This window comes from Marinobacter denitrificans (assembly GCF_008795955.1).
GTDB lineage: Bacteria > Pseudomonadota > Gammaproteobacteria > Pseudomonadales > Oleiphilaceae > Marinobacter > Marinobacter denitrificans.
This window is the reverse complement of record NZ_VMHN01000001.1, coordinates 1671313-1687975: the sequence shown is the minus strand read 5'-3', so window position 1 is coordinate 1687975 and position 16663 is coordinate 1671313. Positions and strand designations below refer to the sequence as shown.

The following is a 16663-nucleotide window of genomic DNA, read 5'->3' as shown; positions in this document are numbered from 1 at the left end:
CTCCTGTTACTCACTGCATATGCCAGCCGTGGCTGACCACGATGGATTGGCCAGTCATGGCTGCCGACGGGAAGGCCGCCAGATGCACTGCCAGCTCGGATACATCTTCCAGAGTGGTGAATTGCCCGTCCACAGTGTTTTTCAACATGACCTTACTGATCACTTCCTCCTCGGAAATACCCAGCTCTTTTGCCTGTTCGGGAATCTGTTTGTCCACCAGCGGGGTGCGGACAAATCCCGGGCAGATGATGTTACTGCGAACACCGTGCTCTGCCCCCTCTTTGGCCACCGCCCGACACAGGCCCAGCATGCCATGCTTCGCTGCCACGTACGGCGCCTTCAGCGGGGAGGCTTCCAAGGAGTGGACCGATCCCATGTAGAGCATGGTGCCGCCGCCGCTGGCATACATCTGCTTCAGCGCGGCACGGGTAACCAGAAAGGCGCCGTCCAGGTGCACGCTCATGACCTTGCTCCAGTCGGAAAAAGCCAGTTTGTGCACAGGGTCGATATGCTGGACACCGGCGTTGGCCAAAGCAATATCAAGCCCACCCCATTTTTCCACGACAGCGGCTACGCCACGATCGACTGCGTTCTCATCCGTGACATCCATAGCCAGGGCCATTGCGGTTCCACCCGCGCGTTCGATAGCCTCGACGGTATCTCCGGCGCTCTCCAGCGTAAGATCGGCGACCGCGACCCGGGCGCCTTCACGGCCGTAATGCTCCGCGATGGCACGGCCGATACCCCGCCCCGCCCCGGTAATCAGGGCTATCCTGTTTTCTAGACGCATCAGTGTTATCTCCTTACACGTAAGCCACGCTGGGCAGCCATGTAGCAATTGCTGGCACCAGGAACACGATCGCCAGGGCGATCAGCTGAATGATGATGAAGGGTATGACGCCCTTGTAGATGTCCATCACCGTGATTTCCGGCGGCGCAACACCCTTGATATAGAACAGAGCAAAACCCACCGGCGGCGTCAGGAATGACGTCTGCAGGCACATGGCAAACAGAATGGTGAACCAGACCAGGTCAAATCCCAGGGTCTGAACCACCGGTGCCACCAGTGGAAGGATGATCAGGGTGATCTCCACCCAATCCAGGAAGAAGCCCAGCAGGAATACCGCGAACAGAATGGTCAATACCACACCATAAGGCCCGAACGGCAGCCCCAGCAGCGCATCCTCGATTACCTGATCGCCACCCAGACCTCGCAGCACCACGGAGAACGCCGTTGCGCCGAGGAATATGGCAAAAATGAAAGCCGCCGTGCGGGTGGTCTGCTGCATTGAGGAGTTCAGCACCTTCAGGTTCAGACGCCGCGCCATCAGGGCCAGCAGCAGCGCGCCAAGGGCACCAACACCGGAAGCCTCCGTGGGTGTTGCTATGCCGGCAAAGATGGAGCCCAGTACACCCAGAATCAGCGCAGCTGTAGGCACCACTGCCTTGGCCACCTCCCACACAATGCTCCAGGTCACTTTCACGGTACCCTCAGGCACCGGCGCAATATGCGGCTGCAGCATGGGACGTATGATGGCGTAAGCAACGTACATGGCGCCCAGCATCAGACCCGGAAAGAACGCGCCCATAAACAGATCACCCACCGACGCTTCCGGAACTGCCAGCCGGTCCGCCATCAGCACCAGCATGATGGACGGCGGGATCAGGATACCCAGGGTACCGGTGGCACAGGCGGTGCCTACGGCAAATCCCTTGTCGTATTTGTGCTGCATCATCACGGGCAAGGACAGCATGCCCAGGAGCACCACGGACGCCCCGATGATACCGGTGGTGGCTGCCAGCAGGACACCAATGACAATCACGGTGACCGCATAACCACCGCGAACGGCACCAAAGAGTTTTACCATGGCGTTCATCAGTCGTTCGGCTACACCGGACTGATCAAGCATGATGCCCATGAATATGAACATGGGCAGAGCAACAAGGGTCTCGCTGTTTACCACGTCCCAAATCCGCTCAGGAACAAGCCCCATGGAAGACGGGTAATCGAACCAGAGATTAGCGCCAAAATTATCGACGGCGATTACACCAATCACCGTCCAGATGACGGCGGTACCACCCAGCACCCAGGCAACGGGATAGCCGGTCATCAGCAGCACCCCAAACGTCAGGAACATGCCGATTACAAACAGGGTTTCAAGCTCCATCAGGACGCATCCTCTTTCTTGTTATTGCCGGACTCGACCCGGATTGGCCTCGGAAAACCGAAAAGCAGTGCGGTCACTTTCAGCAGGCGGGATAGTGCAGCCAGAATAAGAAGGACGAACGACAATGCCAGCACTGCCTTGAGAACCCAGCGATGTGAAAGGCCTGCCGGTGCCTGGCTGGTTTCTCCCTGTTGCCAGGAGCTGTAGGCATAAGGAACCATTTCATAGACCGCCAGCCCCAGAAAGGGCAGCAGCAAAAGCAACAGGCCGAAAAGCTCGATCCAGGCCTGGCTCCTGAGGGAGAGGCGTTCATGGATCACGTCCACTCTTACATGACCATCAGTCACCAGCGTATAGCCCAGACCCAGCAGCCAGCCCGCACCGGCCAGGTGCCACTGGACTTCTTCCAGCGTTACCGACCCGAGGCCAAAAGCATAGCGGCCCACTACGGCGTAAATGATCACACCCGTGACAATCAGCCACATCCAGGAGGCGGTTTTGCCAATCGCGGAAATCACAAGATCCACACCCCGGCTGATCCGGGTGGTAGGCAACTCCGTGTGATGATGAAGAAATTCCTGGGCGTCGGAAACCGATGCCCGCTCACTCTGCGGTGAGCCTTTATCTGACACCGTCATACAACGGTTCCTCGCTCAAAAAGCCGATGGCGAAAAAAGGATGGCCCCGAAGGGCCATCCAGACTTGGTGGGAGAACACCGGAGCTCTGCCCGGTGCCTCAGGACCGGCCCCGGATCCTAGAGATCGGACGGAACATAGGCCCGCTCGTCCCAGACCTTGTAGCTTTCAAGGAACTCATTCTGGCTTTCGTAGACGCGTTTGAAGTCAGCATCTTTGTCAGCTTCCTGCTTCATTACCTTGTCGGTAACCGCTTTCAGCTCTTTCAGAACTTCGCGGGGGATCTGGTCAGCCTGGACACCCTTATCCTGGAAACCCGCCAGTACAGCGCCGTTCTTGTACTCGCCTTCGGCCAGGCCAAGGGTGGTTGCGGCAGTACAGGAAGCCTCAACCAGTGCTTTCTGTGCGTCAGTGGTCTTGTTCCACTGGTCCTTGTTGATCAGCATGTACTGGGCGGTAAACTGCTGGTGCCAGCCCGGGAACAGGTTGTACTTGACCACCTGGTCAAAGCCGAGAAGCTGGTCAATGGCAGGCATGGAGAATTCAGTTGCATCAATGGTGCCTTTCTCCAGGGCCTGGTAGAGCTCGCCACCGGGCATCATGGTGACAGAGGCTCCCAGCTCTTCCAGAACCTTGCCACCAAGGCCGGCAAAGCGAATCTTCAGGCCCTTGTAGTCTTCCAGGGTTTCGATGGGATCTGAATACCAACCGGCTGTTTCAGGCCCGATAATACCGCACAGCTGAGCGTGCACATCGAAGCCCTTGTTGGCATAGACTTCCTGCAGCATTTCATGGCCACCACCATAGTAATACCAGGCCGTATAGGCCCATGGCTTCATGCCGAAGGGAACAGCCGCAAAGAGGGGAATAGCAGGTACCTTGCCCTGATCATAACCGATCCAGGTGTAACCTGCTTCGACCTTGCCATCGGAAACCGACTGCAGGATATCGAACGGCGGTACCAGCTTGCCGGGCTCATAGACGCGAACCTGGATGCTGCCATCAGAAGCGGTGGTGAGGTTTTCGGCAACCCAGGCGCCAGGGGAGCCCAGGCCGGGGAGATTGGTCGCAAAGGCAACCGGCATTTTCCAGCGCAGGTCATCAGCGAAAGCCGATCCCGTGGTCAGGGCGATCGCACCGGCGATACCGGTAAGGGCCTTGAAGAGTTTCATTGGCAAGTCTCCTAGCATTGTTGTTGTATTCGGCCAAACAGGACGTTTCCCGACAGGCCTTATCCAAGTGTAGTCAGACATCGCAGGAAACGAGACAGACAAGTAAATATTTTCGGGTCCAACGAAAGCGCCAGTCTTGTTTTCTGCGTTGTTCTGACGTCCTGCAGACAGGATATAGCAGACACTATGCCAATCATTTTTTTATGATATTTATCAGCAAGATAGAATTTTATGTGGAGACAATAGACTGCAAATAGTCCGGACTTCCGGACAGATATAGCCATCAGTCGTAGGGGTTTGTACGGATGGCAGGACAACTGTCCTGACTTCAGGACATTTTAGCCAGTTTTTCATACAGCACTGAGCGGGAGATACCCAGCAGCTTGGCCGCACGGGTACGGTTGCCACGGCTTGCTACCAGGGCTTCTTCAATCGCCTGCGCCTCGGCATCGGCGAGGGTTTTGGCAAGGGGGCGGACCGGCTGCGGCAACAACGAAGAAGCCGGCCGGTTGCCACTGCGGGGAAGGACCTTGAAAATGGCATCCGCATCCAGCAGACCGCCATCCTCCCCCATCGTCAGTGCCCGTTCCAGTACGTTCCGCAGCTCACGTATATTGCCCGGCCAGTCATAACCACCCAGGGCGGCCACCCCCGCATCCGTAATTTCACCCCGTATTTCAAGACCATCGCAGATTTCTCCCAGCAGGGCCTCACACAACACCCCCAGATCCGCCAGGCGGTCCCGCAGGGGGGGTATGGGGATCTCCAGTACATTCAGCCGGTAATACAGGTCCGACCGAAATTCACCCTCAGCGATCATTGACTCCAGATTACGGCTGGTTGCAGCGATGACACGCACATCCACCGACGCCACCTTGTTCGAACCCAGCGGCTCTATTTCACCTTCCTGCAATGCCCGCAGCAGCTTCGCCTGCAGCGGCAACGGCATATCACCGACTTCGTCCAGGAACAGTGTGCCGCCGTTGGCCAGCTGAAACTTGCCGTCACGGGTACGGCGATCGGCGCCCGTGTAGGCACCAGGTGCTACCCCGAAAAATTCGGCCTCAAGGAGGTTGTCCGGAATGGCAGCAACGTTCACGCCCACAAACGGTTTTTCGGCACGCGCGGAAACGGAATGAATCGCCTGAGCCAGCACTTCCTTGCCGGTACCTGTCTCACCCAGAAGCAGTACCGGCATGTCACGGCCGGCTGCCAGGCGGGCCCGTCGTTTGACCTCGAGCGCGGCCGGGCTGGCACCCACAAAATCGGCAAGATTGTAGCGGGTGCCACGGGTCTTTTTGGCCAGGGCCTTGCGGGCAGCCGCCAGGTCCTGATGCAGGCGACGATACTTGGCTACCAGCGGCGTCAGCGGCTGCAGGTCGTCATACAGAACAAACGCCACGGCCCCCATGATCCGGCCCTCGTCGTCGTAAAAAGGCAAGCGGGTAACCACCAGCTGTTGCTGGTTATGCTCCATGATGTCGAGCAGCAGGGGTTTGCCCGTTTCCACCACCTCTGGCATCCGGGTATGCGGAATCACCTGGCGGACCAGTTTGCCGATGACCATCGTCGGGTCCCCCAGTCCAAGCAGGTGCGAGTAACTGCTGTTGATCCACGTTATACGGCTTTCGTGGTCAACGGCAATGGCGCCCGCACTGGCTTCCTCGAACATGGGAAACAGGGCCTCGATCAGGTCCCTTGTGAGCCCGCTCTTGTTGTTATCTGAAAACAGCTCAGTCATGTACCCTGTACCACCGGGTTGGATAATATTCATGGTAATACCCATGGCACCCGGCGAACCGGGTGCAGTGACGGAAGTATATGGCGCCCCCCGAACGGGGGCAAACAATGCCGTCCCCGAATCCGAAGGGGCCGGCCAAACGTTGCATCAGTCCGGGATCTGCACCTGGTCATTGCTGAACAGGATGAGATCGTCTGCATCCGGATTGGCTGCAATCGGCGTCAGATTGGCAGCGGACAGCGGTGTCGCAATATCGCCTCGCGGGACTGTTCTGACCACCTGGCTGGGAGGCAATGCCTGCTTGTCGGCGAGGCTTGCCCACACCAGATCAAGCGCCTGGAAGTAGTAGTGGTGCAGGGGCACATATCGATCCGCAATTCCGGGAAATCCGTTAAGCACATCCAGATGATGGGCGTTGAGAATCTCGTAGTACCGCAACCTGCTGTCACTGCCTTCCACCCGCTGGTTGAGACCGAAATACGGCCGCGAGGTGTGATTGATTGGCAGGATGGCATCGGCACGGCCAGTGACGAAAACTGCGGGCTTGCCTTGCAGGTTCCCGGAGGCACGAACCTGTTCTATGCCCTCAGCAATACGCTCTGCCATCTCCGCTGCAGGGCCTGAAAGCGCTGCACCGGAGGTAACATCGATTCCCACAGCAAGGCTTCTCAGGCATAGCAACGCATCCAGACCATAATCCAGTTGGCTGGAACTGGGCGAGGCACTGGCCGCAAGGTTGGTGGGCTGGCCTTCGGCGTTGTCGTACACCAGGTTTACCCCGGCGCTCGGCGGAATCCCGTTGCTCGCCGAGAACAGAGCTGCCTCCTGGGCACCACTGAGCGGCGTGACTGCTCCCCCGGCGTCGGTGGCGGCGAGGCTGATGTCACAAAGCCTGTCTTCCACACCCGCTTTTGCATAAGCGTTGGCGTAGGTCATGGAAATACTCTGGGCTACCGCCAGTCCGAAGTGCACGGGTGCCAGCAGGTTCTGCTCAGGCTGAATGCCCAGGTCTTCTTCCAGGATTCGCAGCGCCTCGGCTGCCCGTTCATCCGTAGTAGCGCCGGTCACCAGGCCCTTGTTGGCAAGGGAGTTACAGATGTTCTCTGCAACAGTGAAGTTGTTGAACGTTGCGTTCAGGGGCGCCACATCACGGACTTCCGGCGCGATATTGGCACAGCCCTGATACACCGCCAGCGCCGTGGTGTAATCCAGCAGGCTGCGACTGTGTTCAGCAATCTCGGGGCCGCTGCCCTGGCGAATGGTGAAACTGGTGTCCACCTGGGGGTTGACGTTGGGCTCCGAGACCGCAACGCCATCGATCAGACCGCGGTCATCCAGCTCTGCGGCCCGGACGGAGGCGCCGCCGCCGTTGGACACACTGGAGGCGATCACCAGGGTGTTCTTCGGCCACACCTTTTTCACCTTACGATCATTACCGGTTTCCTGTCCGAACTTCTCGTTAAGTACATAAAAGCCGAATTCGATGGACTGGAGAACATGACGGCCCCAATCCGCTTCGGGATTAACCCGTGAATGGGCATGCTTATAGGCAAACCGGTCCGGCCATGCCGCATTAAAATCAGCCTGTTCCTGGTCGCTCAGGTCAGCCCGGAACTGCACCGGTTCATCAGCCCGGGTCAGGGTGCCATCAATACGCTGGGCCGCATTGGTGGTCAGGTTGTGGGAACCGGTACCGGTACCCTTGTCGGTGTAGACCACCGCACAACCTTTCTTCAGCCCCCATTCCCCGGCTGTACCAATGGCACCGTAGATACCCCTGGAACCGGACGATGGCGCGGTAATCATGCAGGCCTGATCAGGGTTGAAACTGTCTGGCACCTGGACCATGACGGTAACAGGCCCATCACTACCCTCCACCGACATGTAGGCCAGGTGCTCTTCTCCCGCAATCAGGCCTTCACCTGCATTGCCTACCTGGGGCCCGAAAAACTCTCCATAACCACCGCCGGGCACCGTATCCACGAGAGCGCGATAATTGTTGTAGATCGCCAGCGTTCTCAGCTCCTCCGAAGTGGGATTGAGCGGATCATCAAATGCCGGCGCCGTTCCGCTGGCAAGACCACTGGCACCAAGCCCACCGGTCAGCAGGTCATTGGTGGTGCCATCGTACTGGCTCGACTGAATATCACCCTGAATGAAATCAGGAAGCTGGTTGAAAGGGGAGTCACCTTCTTTGCAGGCAGACACGGTTAACGCGACCGCACCGATTAACGTGCATTGCAGTAGTGTTTTCATAATTTTCCCTGTTGTTTTTGTTAGACACCGGGGCCGGGCGCACAAGAGAGAGGCCAGGCACCACCGGTGGGGCCATGCGTATCCTGTGCCAATAAACCAAGTCTTTGATATTTAGAATATTCTCAAAATATCTCGACTATCCGTGGCAGGCGTTTCCGGATAACCGGACGGTTGACAGTCTGCGTAAAGGCGAGAAAGAGTGTTCTGGCTATGCTCAGTGCGACATTGCGGAGGGTGTAGCGAAATCCGGACGCCGTCTTGTTTTCCGGACACTTCCCAAACCTTAATATGGAAGGACATCCACCAGCGTGATTCCCCCGTACCAGTTCCAGATACTCAAAAAGGGACGGAAAACTGATGCGCCTTTCACGCCTGCTGCCCCTGCTTGCCAGTGTGCTACTGAGCGCTTGCGCGTCTCACCAGAATAAACCGGAGCAGGCAGTATCAGTGCCGGAAACCGGCTTCACCATCGAGACAGACGTTACCTTCTCGCCGGCGGGATGGCCCCACGCACTGCAGGCGGACCTCTACCTGCCGGAAAGCAGCCAACCCCTGCCGACGGTGCTGCTGGTACATGGCGGAGGCTGGGAGCGGCGCTCGCGCGCGGATATGGCGTGGATTGCCGAGAGCCTAGCCAGCCGGGGTTTTGCAGTAATGAACATTGACTACCGCTTTGCCCCGGACCATACCTTCCCCGCCCAGCTTTATGACCTGCAGGTCGCCATGAACTGGCTTGACAAGGAGGCCGACAACTACCACCTGGACCGTGACGCCATCAGTGCGTTCGGATTTTCCTCCGGGGCCCACCTGGTCAGCCTGATGGCACTGGTCGCCGAATCCCGACACCCGTTAAACCAGCCTTACGGAGGCAAGCATGCCAGACCGGTGGCCGTTGTTGCCGGCGGTCTGCCGGGCGACCTCCGGACCTTTGGCTCCGGGAAACTGCTCCGCCAGTTCCTGGGTGGCGAGCAGGAAAACATGCCCGGCGTCTACCAGGCTGCTTCACCCATCACCCACATCACCGCGGGCGCACCACCGTTCTTTCTGTTCCATGGGGCGCAGGACATGCTGGTACCTGCCAGCCAGGCCAAGGAGTTCCGGGCCCGCCTGACAGACCATGGCGTCGAGAACGAGCTGTACCTGATGTATCTGCGAGGCCATGTAACCAGTTTCCTGACCGCTGGTAATGCTGTTGAAAAGGCGACGGAATTTCTGATCCGACATACGGGTAAGGCTTCGTCGGTCAGTCAGAAGAAAGACTGAACGAACCAGGAGTCAGAGTGCCACAAAGGGAGCCACGGTCAGCGCCAGAATAACCACGATGGCGATGCAAGCCGCAACCGTGGTAACCGGCTTATGGCGCAACCGATACCAGAACCCGCCGGTCCGCCCTTCCACCAGATCCCGCTCATAGGCCTCGCGCTGATGTTGCAAGCGCTCCCTCTGATAATTCTCCAGCAGTTCCCTGGCACGTTGGGCCTCCTCGTTATCATGGACCCAGAAACCACCCATGCTTATGCCCCAGCGGCTGGGCGGGGTTTCGTAATACGGCACATTGTGGGCTTCAAACAGCTCACGGATTTCGTCGGCCTCGTCTTCGGGAACGTGACGCAGATTCATGAGGTGGTTGGTCATGGTATGTCTGGCACCGGGTTATGGGATACCCTTATCCTAGCATCACGGGAAGGTTCTCACCGCCCAGTTCACCAGGATAATCAATGCCAGACAGCGCTATTCGACGATTATTGGAGTTCGATGACCAGGTCCAGCGAGACCGCGACCAGAGCCCGGCTTTCCTGCACCGGCGGGATCGCCGTTTTGCCCTCGATTGTCGCGACAAGGGCCTGGTGCCAGGCCCGGACCAGTGGCTCCAGCATGTCCGTAAACTGCGGCCGCCGCTGCCCGCCGCCGACCCCTTGCGCCGTTGGCGACACCTGACCACCGGCTTTGCACTGGTGGGCCTGATCGCCGGTATCATGGCCATGCTGGGACTGTTGTTCTATGACGGAGGCCAGAGAATCAACCTCACGGTTATTCTGGCATTTGTGCTGCTCCAGTGCCTGCTGGCTGCGATCACCACCGTCCAGGCCTTTGCCGGCTGGCAGCCCTGGCGCTGGCTGTTACGCAAGTTTTCTACCGCACCCCCGTTGGCTGCGCTGCAGCCCCTGCAACCTATGCTGATGGCGCGCGCCGCCCATACCGGCGGGCTCATGTTCGGCATAGCGGGATTGATCACCCTGCTGGTGCTTGTGGTTATACAGGATCTTGCTTTTGGCTGGAGTACCACTCTCGACACCGGCGCCGACAGCTATTACAACCTGCTGGCATTCGTCGCCACTCCCTGGCACAACCTCTGGCCCGCAGCCGTGCCCGACAGGGAGCTGGTGGACGCTACGCGCTTCTTCCGCAGTGGCAGCCAGGGTGCCGCCGACCCGGCGCTATGGGGGCGCTGGTGGCCCTTTGTGGCCATGGTCTGGCTCACCTATGTCATCCTGCCACGGCTGGTACTGCTGGCCCTGGCAGCCATCCACCCGGGCCTCCGGGCCCGCAGGGAACTGGCCAGGCATCCGGGCATGATCGCCTTGCAATACCGCATGGAAACCCCTGCACTGGAGACCGGCAATCGTCACAATGACGCCGCAGACCAGCCTGATACCAACACCCCGGTGCAACTGCATCCCCTGCCTGGCGGGCAAGTCCTCATCCGCTGGGCCGGTGCTGGCGAACCTGAACTCCCGGACTCCCTGACGAGCGGTTATCAGGACATTCTTGCAGCGGGCGGCAATGCATCCCTTGAACATGATAATGGCGTCCTCGAAACGGCCGGAAAAGTGCTTGCCGGCACTCCCTCCCCCCCTGCCGCCCTGGTGGTTACCCGCAGCTGGGAACCGCCTACCGGTGAACTGGCCGACTTTCTGAGCCAGGCCCGCAAATCCTGGCCGGCAACCACACTTATAGCCCTGGTGCCCATGGCAGCGGAGCCGGATCAACCACCCCCGGTCCATCAACTGAGCCAGTGGTTACGCTTTGCTGACAGGTCGGGAGACAGCCAGCTTGTTGTCTGCGCCCCGGACCTGGCGTCACCGGAGGCCCGCATTAACCGCGCACTTCAGGACGAGCACGAATAATGGCTGCCCCCGTATTTGCCGTGGTTGGCCACCCCAATAAGGGAAAGTCCAGCATCGTGGCCACCTTGTCCCAGAACGATGCCATCGCCATCGCCCTGGAACCGGGCACTACCCGCCAGCGTCAGGAATACCCGCTGACGGTGGATGGCAAGACCCTCTACACCCTGGTGGACACGCCGGGTTTCCAGCGGCCCCGGCGGGTACTGGAATGGCTGGAAGCCCATAGCATCTCCGCCTCGGATCGGGCGGAAACTGTGAATGCCTTTATTATCCAGCACCGCGACGACGGCGGTTTCACCGATGAGTGTGAGTTGCTGGCGCCGCTGACCGAGGGCGCAGGCATCATTTACGTGGTTGACGGCTCCGTGCCCTACAGCGCCCAGCACGAAGCCGAGATGACCATCCTGCGCTGGACCGGACGACCAAGCCTGGCGCTGATCAACAGCATTGGCGAGGATGATTACAGCGACACCTGGGCTCGAGCGCTGGGCCAGTTCTTCCAGGTTGTCCGCAAGTTCGATGCAGTTTCCGCACCGTTCGAGCAACATATCAGCCTTTTACGGGCATTCGGCCAGCTTGAGCCGGCCTGGGAGCAGCCTCTCGAGCAGGCAACCGCCTTTCTCCTGGCTCAGCGCCGTCAACGCCGGACAGAAGCGGCTGCAATGATTGCGCGCACCCTGGAGGAGATGATGTCGTTTCGTGAGAAGCGCACTTTGACCACCCTCCAGACCAGTGAACTGTCGGACGACGAACTGGCCAGGCAGTTGCGAACCAGTTGGTATGACAACCAACGGAAACGGGAACAGCACCTGCGAATTGCCATCGAAAAGCTCTACGAACATCACCGCGTGGAACGCCAGGAAGCCGAGCTGGAGTGGCACAGTGAGCACGACCTGTTCAGCGAGGACAGCCGCAAGGCCTGGGGCGTGAACCGGCGTTATCTGGCAACAGCCGGGTTCGGAGCCGGTGCCGTGGGCGGCGCAGGCGTGGATGCGCTGACCCTTGGGCACTCATTGGGAGCCGGCGCGCTGGTCGGAGGATTGATTGGTGCTGCGGGCAGCTATTTCTACGGCGACCGCCTCACGCTACCGGTATTGAATACCGGGGTGCTGACAAACGGTCTCAGAACCGCCACTTTTGGCCCTGTACAGGACAGTCAATTCGGCTATGTTGTATTGGGAAGGGCAATAAATCACTGGTGGCATATCAGCCACCGCAATCACGCCGGTCGTGACCTGCTGGACCTGGCACCGGCGGACAACCACTGGCTGGAGCACCTGGACCGGGCCAACCGCCAGGTCATACACCGGGCTCTGGAGCGCTGCCGTAAACAACGGGCCCTGGACGACAAAACCCGGATGACATTGGCCTCTGCCATCGAGCAGGCCATGGGCGCCTACGACAATTGGCGGTTGAACCGAACCTGACCGGGATGTGTATACTGTAGGGCTGCTCCACCAAAACATGAGGGATAAGTATGAAAATTGTACGAGTTGAGGACATTATTGGCACCGAGCGCGAAGTAACAGGACCGGGCTGGACCAGCCGACGCATGCTGCTCAAAAAAGACGGCATGGGCTTTTCGTTTCACGAGACCATTATCCCTGCCGGGGCCGAGCTGAACCTCTGGTACAAAAACCACCTGGAGGCGGTGTACTGCGTCGCGGGTAACGGTACCATTCTCGACAAGGAGACTGGCGAAACCCACGAAATTTCTGACGGCACCCTGTACGCGCTGGACAAGAACGACCCCCATACCCTCCGCGGTGGTACAGAAGACATGCGCCTGATATGTGCCTTCAACCCGCCAGTCACTGGCCGTGAAGTTCACGACGAGGACGGCGCTTACACTCTGGACACCAGCGACATTTAAGCCCGGCCCCGGTGGCTGATGCTTCCACGACCCCAACACCGCCACCGGCAGCAAAGCTGCTCCCGGTGGCGGTGTTGCTTTGGCTGGCCGGTATATACCTGCGCATACCGATACTGGTTGCGCCACCACTGGCCCCCTTCATCAGTGATGAACTGGGCCTCTCCCAGGCGCTGACCGGGGCACTCACCACACTACCCATTTTAATGCTGGCCGTAGGCTCCATGCCGGGCTCCCTTGCGATCGCACGGTTAGGCCCACGCAACACCCTGGCCCTGGCCATGGTGATCATGATTATCGGCTCCGCCGGCCGCGGCCTCTCCCCGGACACCGTCACCCTGTTACTCACCAGCGCCGTCATGGGCCTGGGGATCGCCATGATGCAGCCGTCTTTGCCCGCACTGCTGCCCCGATGGCTGGAACCCCGCCACCTGGCAATGGGTTCCGCCATCTATATGAACGGCATGCTGATGGGAGAGTTCATCGGCGCCGGCATCACCCTGCCAGTATTGATGCCGCTGATGGACGACAGCTGGCGAGCCACCTTGCTAGCCTGGTCACTGCCTGCTTTACTCGTGGCCGCAGCGCTGTTCCTGCCCAAAAGAGAATTGTCGCGGCCGGTAAAAAAACCCGCCTGGCTACCTGACTGGAAAAACCCGCTTACCCTGAGAATCGGCCTCCTGTTAGGCCTCTCGGGCTCCCTGTTCTTCGGCCTCAACGCCTACATGGGCAACCTGCTGGAGCAGCAGGGCAACTTCGAAATGCTGGCTGATGCGTTATTCTGGTACAACTTCGCTCAGGTGATCGCATCACTGGTAATGCTGAAAATGGCCAGATACTGGGTGGGCCGGAAATTTCCGGTTATCGTGACAGCAATCTGTAGCGTTGTTGGCACAATCGGCACGATATTGTTTACCGGCTGGTGGTCGATCGCGAGCGCAACGTTCATGAGCTTTACGGCGGGTATTCTGCTGATCCTGCTGGTGGCTTTACCCCCCGTACTCGTGGAATCCAAAGAAACCGGAAGACTGTCAGCGGGAAACTTCCTGGTCGGTTATACCCTGGCGTTTTCGGTCCCAATGATCGGCGGCTTATTGGCCGATTGGAGCAACGACGCCCGATACGCGGTCGGTTTCATCATCGCCTACTGCGTTCTGGTCCTACCCCTCACATTTACCCTGGACCTGAAACGACAAAAGGGCCAGCCCCAAAGCTGACCCTCAAAAGGAACGCCACTCCCAACTTGCTAGCCGTGGGGTGGGGGTACTGTTTTCCGCCAGAAATGGGTGTCTGAGCGAAGCGAGTTCCATTTCCAAGGAAAACAGTACCCCCGCCCCGCGGCCGCCCCAATGTCAGATGTAGTAATCCTTAAGCGGAGGAAACCCGTTAAATTCTATTGCACTGTATGTCGTAGTGTAGGCACCGGTAGACAGCCAGTACATGCGGTCGCCAATGGCCAGATTCAGCGGCAGCGGGTACTTGTGGTGCTCGTACATGATATCGGCGCTGTCGCAGGTTGGGCCTGCAATCACGCAGTCTTCGCCTTCACCGGATTTCTCGGTGTAGATCGGAAACTTGATGGATTCATCAAGCGTTTCGATCAGACCACCAAATTTACCCACATCGGTGAATACCCAGCGATGCAGGGCAGTGCGGGACTTCCTTGAAATCAACACCACTTCGCTGACCAGAATACCAGCGTTGGAAATCAACGAGCGGCCCGGCTCGATAATAATCTCCGGCAAATCATCCCCGAAATCCTCATTAAGGAAACGCTTGATCTCCTCTGCATAGGTTTTCAGATCGTTAGTGCGGGTAATGTAGTTGGCCGGGAAGCCACCGCCCATGTTGATCATATTCAGTTCGATGCCGTCTTCTTCCTTCAGGCGCTCGAAAATCACCTTTACCTTGCCCAGGGCCGCATCCCACGCGCCGATTTCCCGTTGCTGGGAACCCACGTGGAAAGAAACACCATAAGGCACCAGGCCCAGGTCACGAGCCAGGATCAGCAGATCCATGGCCATGTCAGTCTGGCAGCCAAACTTGCGGGACAGGGGCCAGTCAGCAGTCAGGGTGCCTTCAGTGAGAATCCGCACATATACTTTGGAGCCTGGCGCCGCCTTGGCAATGTTACGCAGGTCGGCTTCGGAGTCAGTGGCGAACAGGCGCACGCCCTTTTCATAGAACGTGCGAATGTCTTTCGCTTTCTTGATGGTGTTGCCGTAACTGATGCGTTCACCGGTTACACCCAGGCCCATGACTTTTTCGAGTTCATACACAGACGCAATATCAAAGCTGGCACCCTTGTCACGCAGCATGGTCAGAACCTGTGGGGCCGGGTTGGCCTTAACCGCGTAGTAGACGTTGGCATAGGGAAAGCCTTCCACCAGTTCATCGTACTGACGGTCGATGGTGGCGGTGTCGATCACAACGCACGGAGTTTCCTTTGTATCGGCAAATGCCTTGATACGGGCGAAAGTCTCGGCGTCGTAGTAATCAGCGATAACGGCGTTGGCAGAGTCGGTCATGGATAGTGTTTCCCTCCACGGGGCAAACAGGCATAAAAAAAGGCACCACAGCAACGCTGCAGCACCCGTTAATGGCGCGATCATCGGGCTTTTTCAGAGGCCCGGATATGAGCATATCTACCCATAGGCGTCTGCCTGCCGACAAACACGAATGTCCGTTTCGGAGTCAGACAGCAACAGGCCAGAGTGGCGTGGGCCCTGCGGGGCCATCAGGGTCTTCTGGTTCGGCGTGCTGCTGCAGATATTCCAGTATCGCGGTCTTCAGTTCGTTTGCGTTCCCCAGCCCCTGATTTCCGAATAACCGGTTGAACTCCAGGACGTAGGGATACCCTTCCACCAGGGCAATGTCGAAACCGGCATGGTCCACGCCCAACTCCCTTGCCAGCCGCATCGCCAGATCCGTTACCACGGACGGCACCGGGCCACGATCAATACGCCCACCCTGTGATACGTTATTGTAGAACCCCTGGTCCGCCTGGGTCCGCCAGTAGGCAGAGACCACCCGGTCCCCAACAATGACCACCCGCACGTCCCGATCAATCGGCAGGTATTCCTGGGCATACAGCACACTGGTCCGCGCACAGTAACGCTGCCAATCTTCCCGGTTTTCGATCAGCCACACCCCTTCGCCCATACTCGCCTTCGGTAACTTGGCGACAAACGGCAGCACCATGGCATCCCAAACCGCCTGTTGCTCCTCTGGGCCGTTCGCCTCAATCACAGTCCAGGGCGTGTGCTCCGGAGCCACCGCCTGGAAGGCGCGAGTCATCTCCACCTTGTCATGGCCGATGCGATAACTGGCAACGCTGGGGAACACCCGGCACTTCAAACCATGAACCAGGGCATTCAACTGCCAGTATTCCGGAAACAGTACCCAGTCTGCGTCTCTCAGCACTTCCTTGTGGGCGAGGAATTGTTCGGGTTTGAGTACTTTGGTATCCGGGAAGCCCAGGGTGCGGAATATGTCGAAGGAAACCAGTTTCATGTAGGTTGGGTGTGTGGTTGAGTTGGTCGCATTTTATACAGGTTTTGGTTGGGTGCAATGTTTATTCGCTTGGTAGGACTGCTGGTGTTGGGGGAGGGGTATGGGGGTACCTTATTTTTCAAATGAAAATGAACTCGCTTCGCTCAGACACCATTTTCTTTATTGAAAAATAAGGTACC

General features: G+C 58.5%; 14 protein-coding genes. 5 read left to right on the top strand and 9 right to left on the bottom strand.

Annotated features, from left to right (window positions below; all coding sequences use genetic code 11):
- Positions 1 to 10: 10 nt before the first annotated feature.
- The 6 genes from FO268_RS07780 to FO268_RS07755 all read right to left on the bottom strand — a co-directional run bounded on the left by FO268_RS07780 (position 11) and on the right by FO268_RS07755 (position 7973).
- The gene (locus FO268_RS07780) at positions 11 to 790 is read right to left on the bottom strand and encodes a 3-hydroxybutyrate dehydrogenase (protein ID WP_150991379.1); all 780 of its coding nucleotides are present in this window, start codon (positions 788 to 790) and stop codon (positions 11 to 13) included.
- 13 nt (positions 791 to 803) lie between these two features.
- A complete protein-coding gene (locus tag FO268_RS07775; RefSeq protein ID WP_150991376.1) occupies positions 804 to 2168 on the bottom strand; it encodes a TRAP transporter large permease in 1365 nt (454 codons plus the stop codon).
- Positions 2168 to 2806 carry a TRAP transporter small permease subunit gene (locus FO268_RS07770; protein WP_150991373.1) on the bottom strand — a complete coding sequence of 213 codons (639 nt, stop codon included), beginning with the start codon at positions 2804 to 2806 and terminating at the stop codon, positions 2168 to 2170. The genes FO268_RS07775 and FO268_RS07770 overlap by 1 nt, the downstream gene beginning before the upstream one ends.
- A gap of 117 nt (positions 2807 to 2923) precedes the next feature.
- A complete protein-coding gene (locus tag FO268_RS07765; RefSeq protein ID WP_150991370.1) occupies positions 2924 to 3976 on the bottom strand; it encodes a TRAP transporter substrate-binding protein in 1053 nt (350 codons plus the stop codon).
- A gap of 328 nt (positions 3977 to 4304) precedes the next feature.
- Positions 4305 to 5717 carry a sigma-54 interaction domain-containing protein gene (locus FO268_RS07760; protein WP_150991790.1) on the bottom strand — a complete coding sequence of 471 codons (1413 nt, stop codon included), beginning with the start codon at positions 5715 to 5717 and terminating at the stop codon, positions 4305 to 4307.
- A 147-nt stretch (positions 5718 to 5864) separates the two neighbouring features.
- Positions 5865 to 7973 (bottom strand): 3-hydroxybutyrate oligomer hydrolase family protein, encoded by a 2109-nt coding sequence (locus FO268_RS07755; RefSeq protein ID WP_150991367.1) that lies wholly within the window; start codon positions 7971 to 7973, stop codon positions 5865 to 5867.
- Positions 7974 to 8330: 357 nt separating this feature from the next.
- Here FO268_RS07755 and FO268_RS07750 point away from each other — a divergent pair, with 357 nt between their 5' ends.
- The gene (locus FO268_RS07750; protein ID WP_150991364.1) at positions 8331 to 9236 is read left to right on the top strand and encodes an alpha/beta hydrolase; all 906 of its coding nucleotides are present in this window, start codon (positions 8331 to 8333) and stop codon (positions 9234 to 9236) included.
- 12 nt (positions 9237 to 9248) lie between these two features.
- Here the strand turns inward: FO268_RS07750 and FO268_RS07745 are convergent, their stop codons facing one another.
- Entirely contained in the window at positions 9249 to 9608 is a 360-nt protein-coding gene (locus FO268_RS07745) for a DUF6164 family protein (protein WP_150991362.1), read from the bottom strand.
- An 83-nt stretch (positions 9609 to 9691) separates the two neighbouring features.
- Here FO268_RS07745 and FO268_RS07740 point away from each other — a divergent pair, with 83 nt between their 5' ends.
- The 4 genes from FO268_RS07740 to FO268_RS07725 are packed head-to-tail and all read left to right on the top strand — an operon-like array spanning position 9692 to position 14188.
- Positions 9692 to 11101: a DUF2868 domain-containing protein gene (locus FO268_RS07740; RefSeq protein ID WP_150991359.1), complete on the top strand. Its 1410-nt coding sequence runs from the start codon at positions 9692 to 9694 to the stop codon at positions 11099 to 11101.
- The gene (locus FO268_RS07735; RefSeq protein ID WP_150991355.1) at positions 11098 to 12528 is read left to right on the top strand and encodes a GTPase/DUF3482 domain-containing protein; all 1431 of its coding nucleotides are present in this window, start codon (positions 11098 to 11100) and stop codon (positions 12526 to 12528) included. The genes FO268_RS07740 and FO268_RS07735 overlap by 4 nt, the downstream gene beginning before the upstream one ends.
- A gap of 50 nt (positions 12529 to 12578) precedes the next feature.
- Positions 12579 to 12974, top strand: coding sequence for an ectoine synthase (locus FO268_RS07730; RefSeq protein WP_150991352.1), 396 nt, complete (start codon positions 12579 to 12581; stop codon positions 12972 to 12974).
- Between the two features lie 11 nt (positions 12975 to 12985).
- Positions 12986 to 14188: an MFS transporter gene (locus FO268_RS07725; RefSeq protein ID WP_150991349.1), complete on the top strand. Its 1203-nt coding sequence runs from the start codon at positions 12986 to 12988 to the stop codon at positions 14186 to 14188.
- 135 nt (positions 14189 to 14323) lie between these two features.
- Here FO268_RS07725 and FO268_RS07720 read toward each other — a convergent pair whose 3' ends face one another.
- Positions 14324 to 15499 (bottom strand): type III PLP-dependent enzyme, encoded by a 1176-nt coding sequence (locus FO268_RS07720; RefSeq protein WP_150991346.1) that lies wholly within the window; start codon positions 15497 to 15499, stop codon positions 14324 to 14326.
- A 166-nt stretch (positions 15500 to 15665) separates the two neighbouring features.
- Entirely contained in the window at positions 15666 to 16484 is an 819-nt protein-coding gene (locus FO268_RS07715; protein WP_150991343.1) for an ATP-grasp domain-containing protein, read from the bottom strand.
- Positions 16485 to 16663: the final 179 nt, after the last annotated feature.

Bases quoted from the DNA above. Each gene is read 5' to 3' on its own strand.
- FO268_RS07740 (WP_150991359.1), top strand. From the start codon at position 9,692: ATGCCAGACAGCGCTATTCGACGATTATTGGAGTTCGATGACCAGGTC.
- FO268_RS07765 (WP_150991370.1), bottom strand. From the start codon at position 3,976: ATGAAACTCTTCAAGGCCCTTACCGGTATCGCCGGTGCGATCGCCCTG.
- FO268_RS07760 (WP_150991790.1), bottom strand. From the start codon at position 5,717: ATGACTGAGCTGTTTTCAGATAACAACAAGAGCGGGCTCACAAGGGAC.
- FO268_RS07775 (WP_150991376.1), bottom strand. From the start codon at position 2,168: ATGGAGCTTGAAACCCTGTTTGTAATCGGCATGTTCCTGACGTTTGGG.
- FO268_RS07750 (WP_150991364.1), top strand. From the start codon at position 8,331: ATGCGCCTTTCACGCCTGCTGCCCCTGCTTGCCAGTGTGCTACTGAGC.
- FO268_RS07755 (WP_150991367.1), bottom strand. From the start codon at position 7,973: ATGAAAACACTACTGCAATGCACGTTAATCGGTGCGGTCGCGTTAACC.
- FO268_RS07745 (WP_150991362.1), bottom strand. From the start codon at position 9,608: ATGACCAACCACCTCATGAATCTGCGTCACGTTCCCGAAGACGAGGCC.
- FO268_RS07715 (WP_150991343.1), bottom strand. From the start codon at position 16,484: ATGAAACTGGTTTCCTTCGACATATTCCGCACCCTGGGCTTCCCGGAT.
- FO268_RS07730 (WP_150991352.1), top strand. From the start codon at position 12,579: ATGAAAATTGTACGAGTTGAGGACATTATTGGCACCGAGCGCGAAGTA.
- FO268_RS07770 (WP_150991373.1), bottom strand. From the start codon at position 2,806: ATGACGGTGTCAGATAAAGGCTCACCGCAGAGTGAGCGGGCATCGGTT.
- FO268_RS07780 (WP_150991379.1), bottom strand. From the start codon at position 790: ATGCGTCTAGAAAACAGGATAGCCCTGATTACCGGGGCGGGGCGGGGT.
- FO268_RS07720 (WP_150991346.1), bottom strand. From the start codon at position 15,499: ATGACCGACTCTGCCAACGCCGTTATCGCTGATTACTACGACGCCGAG.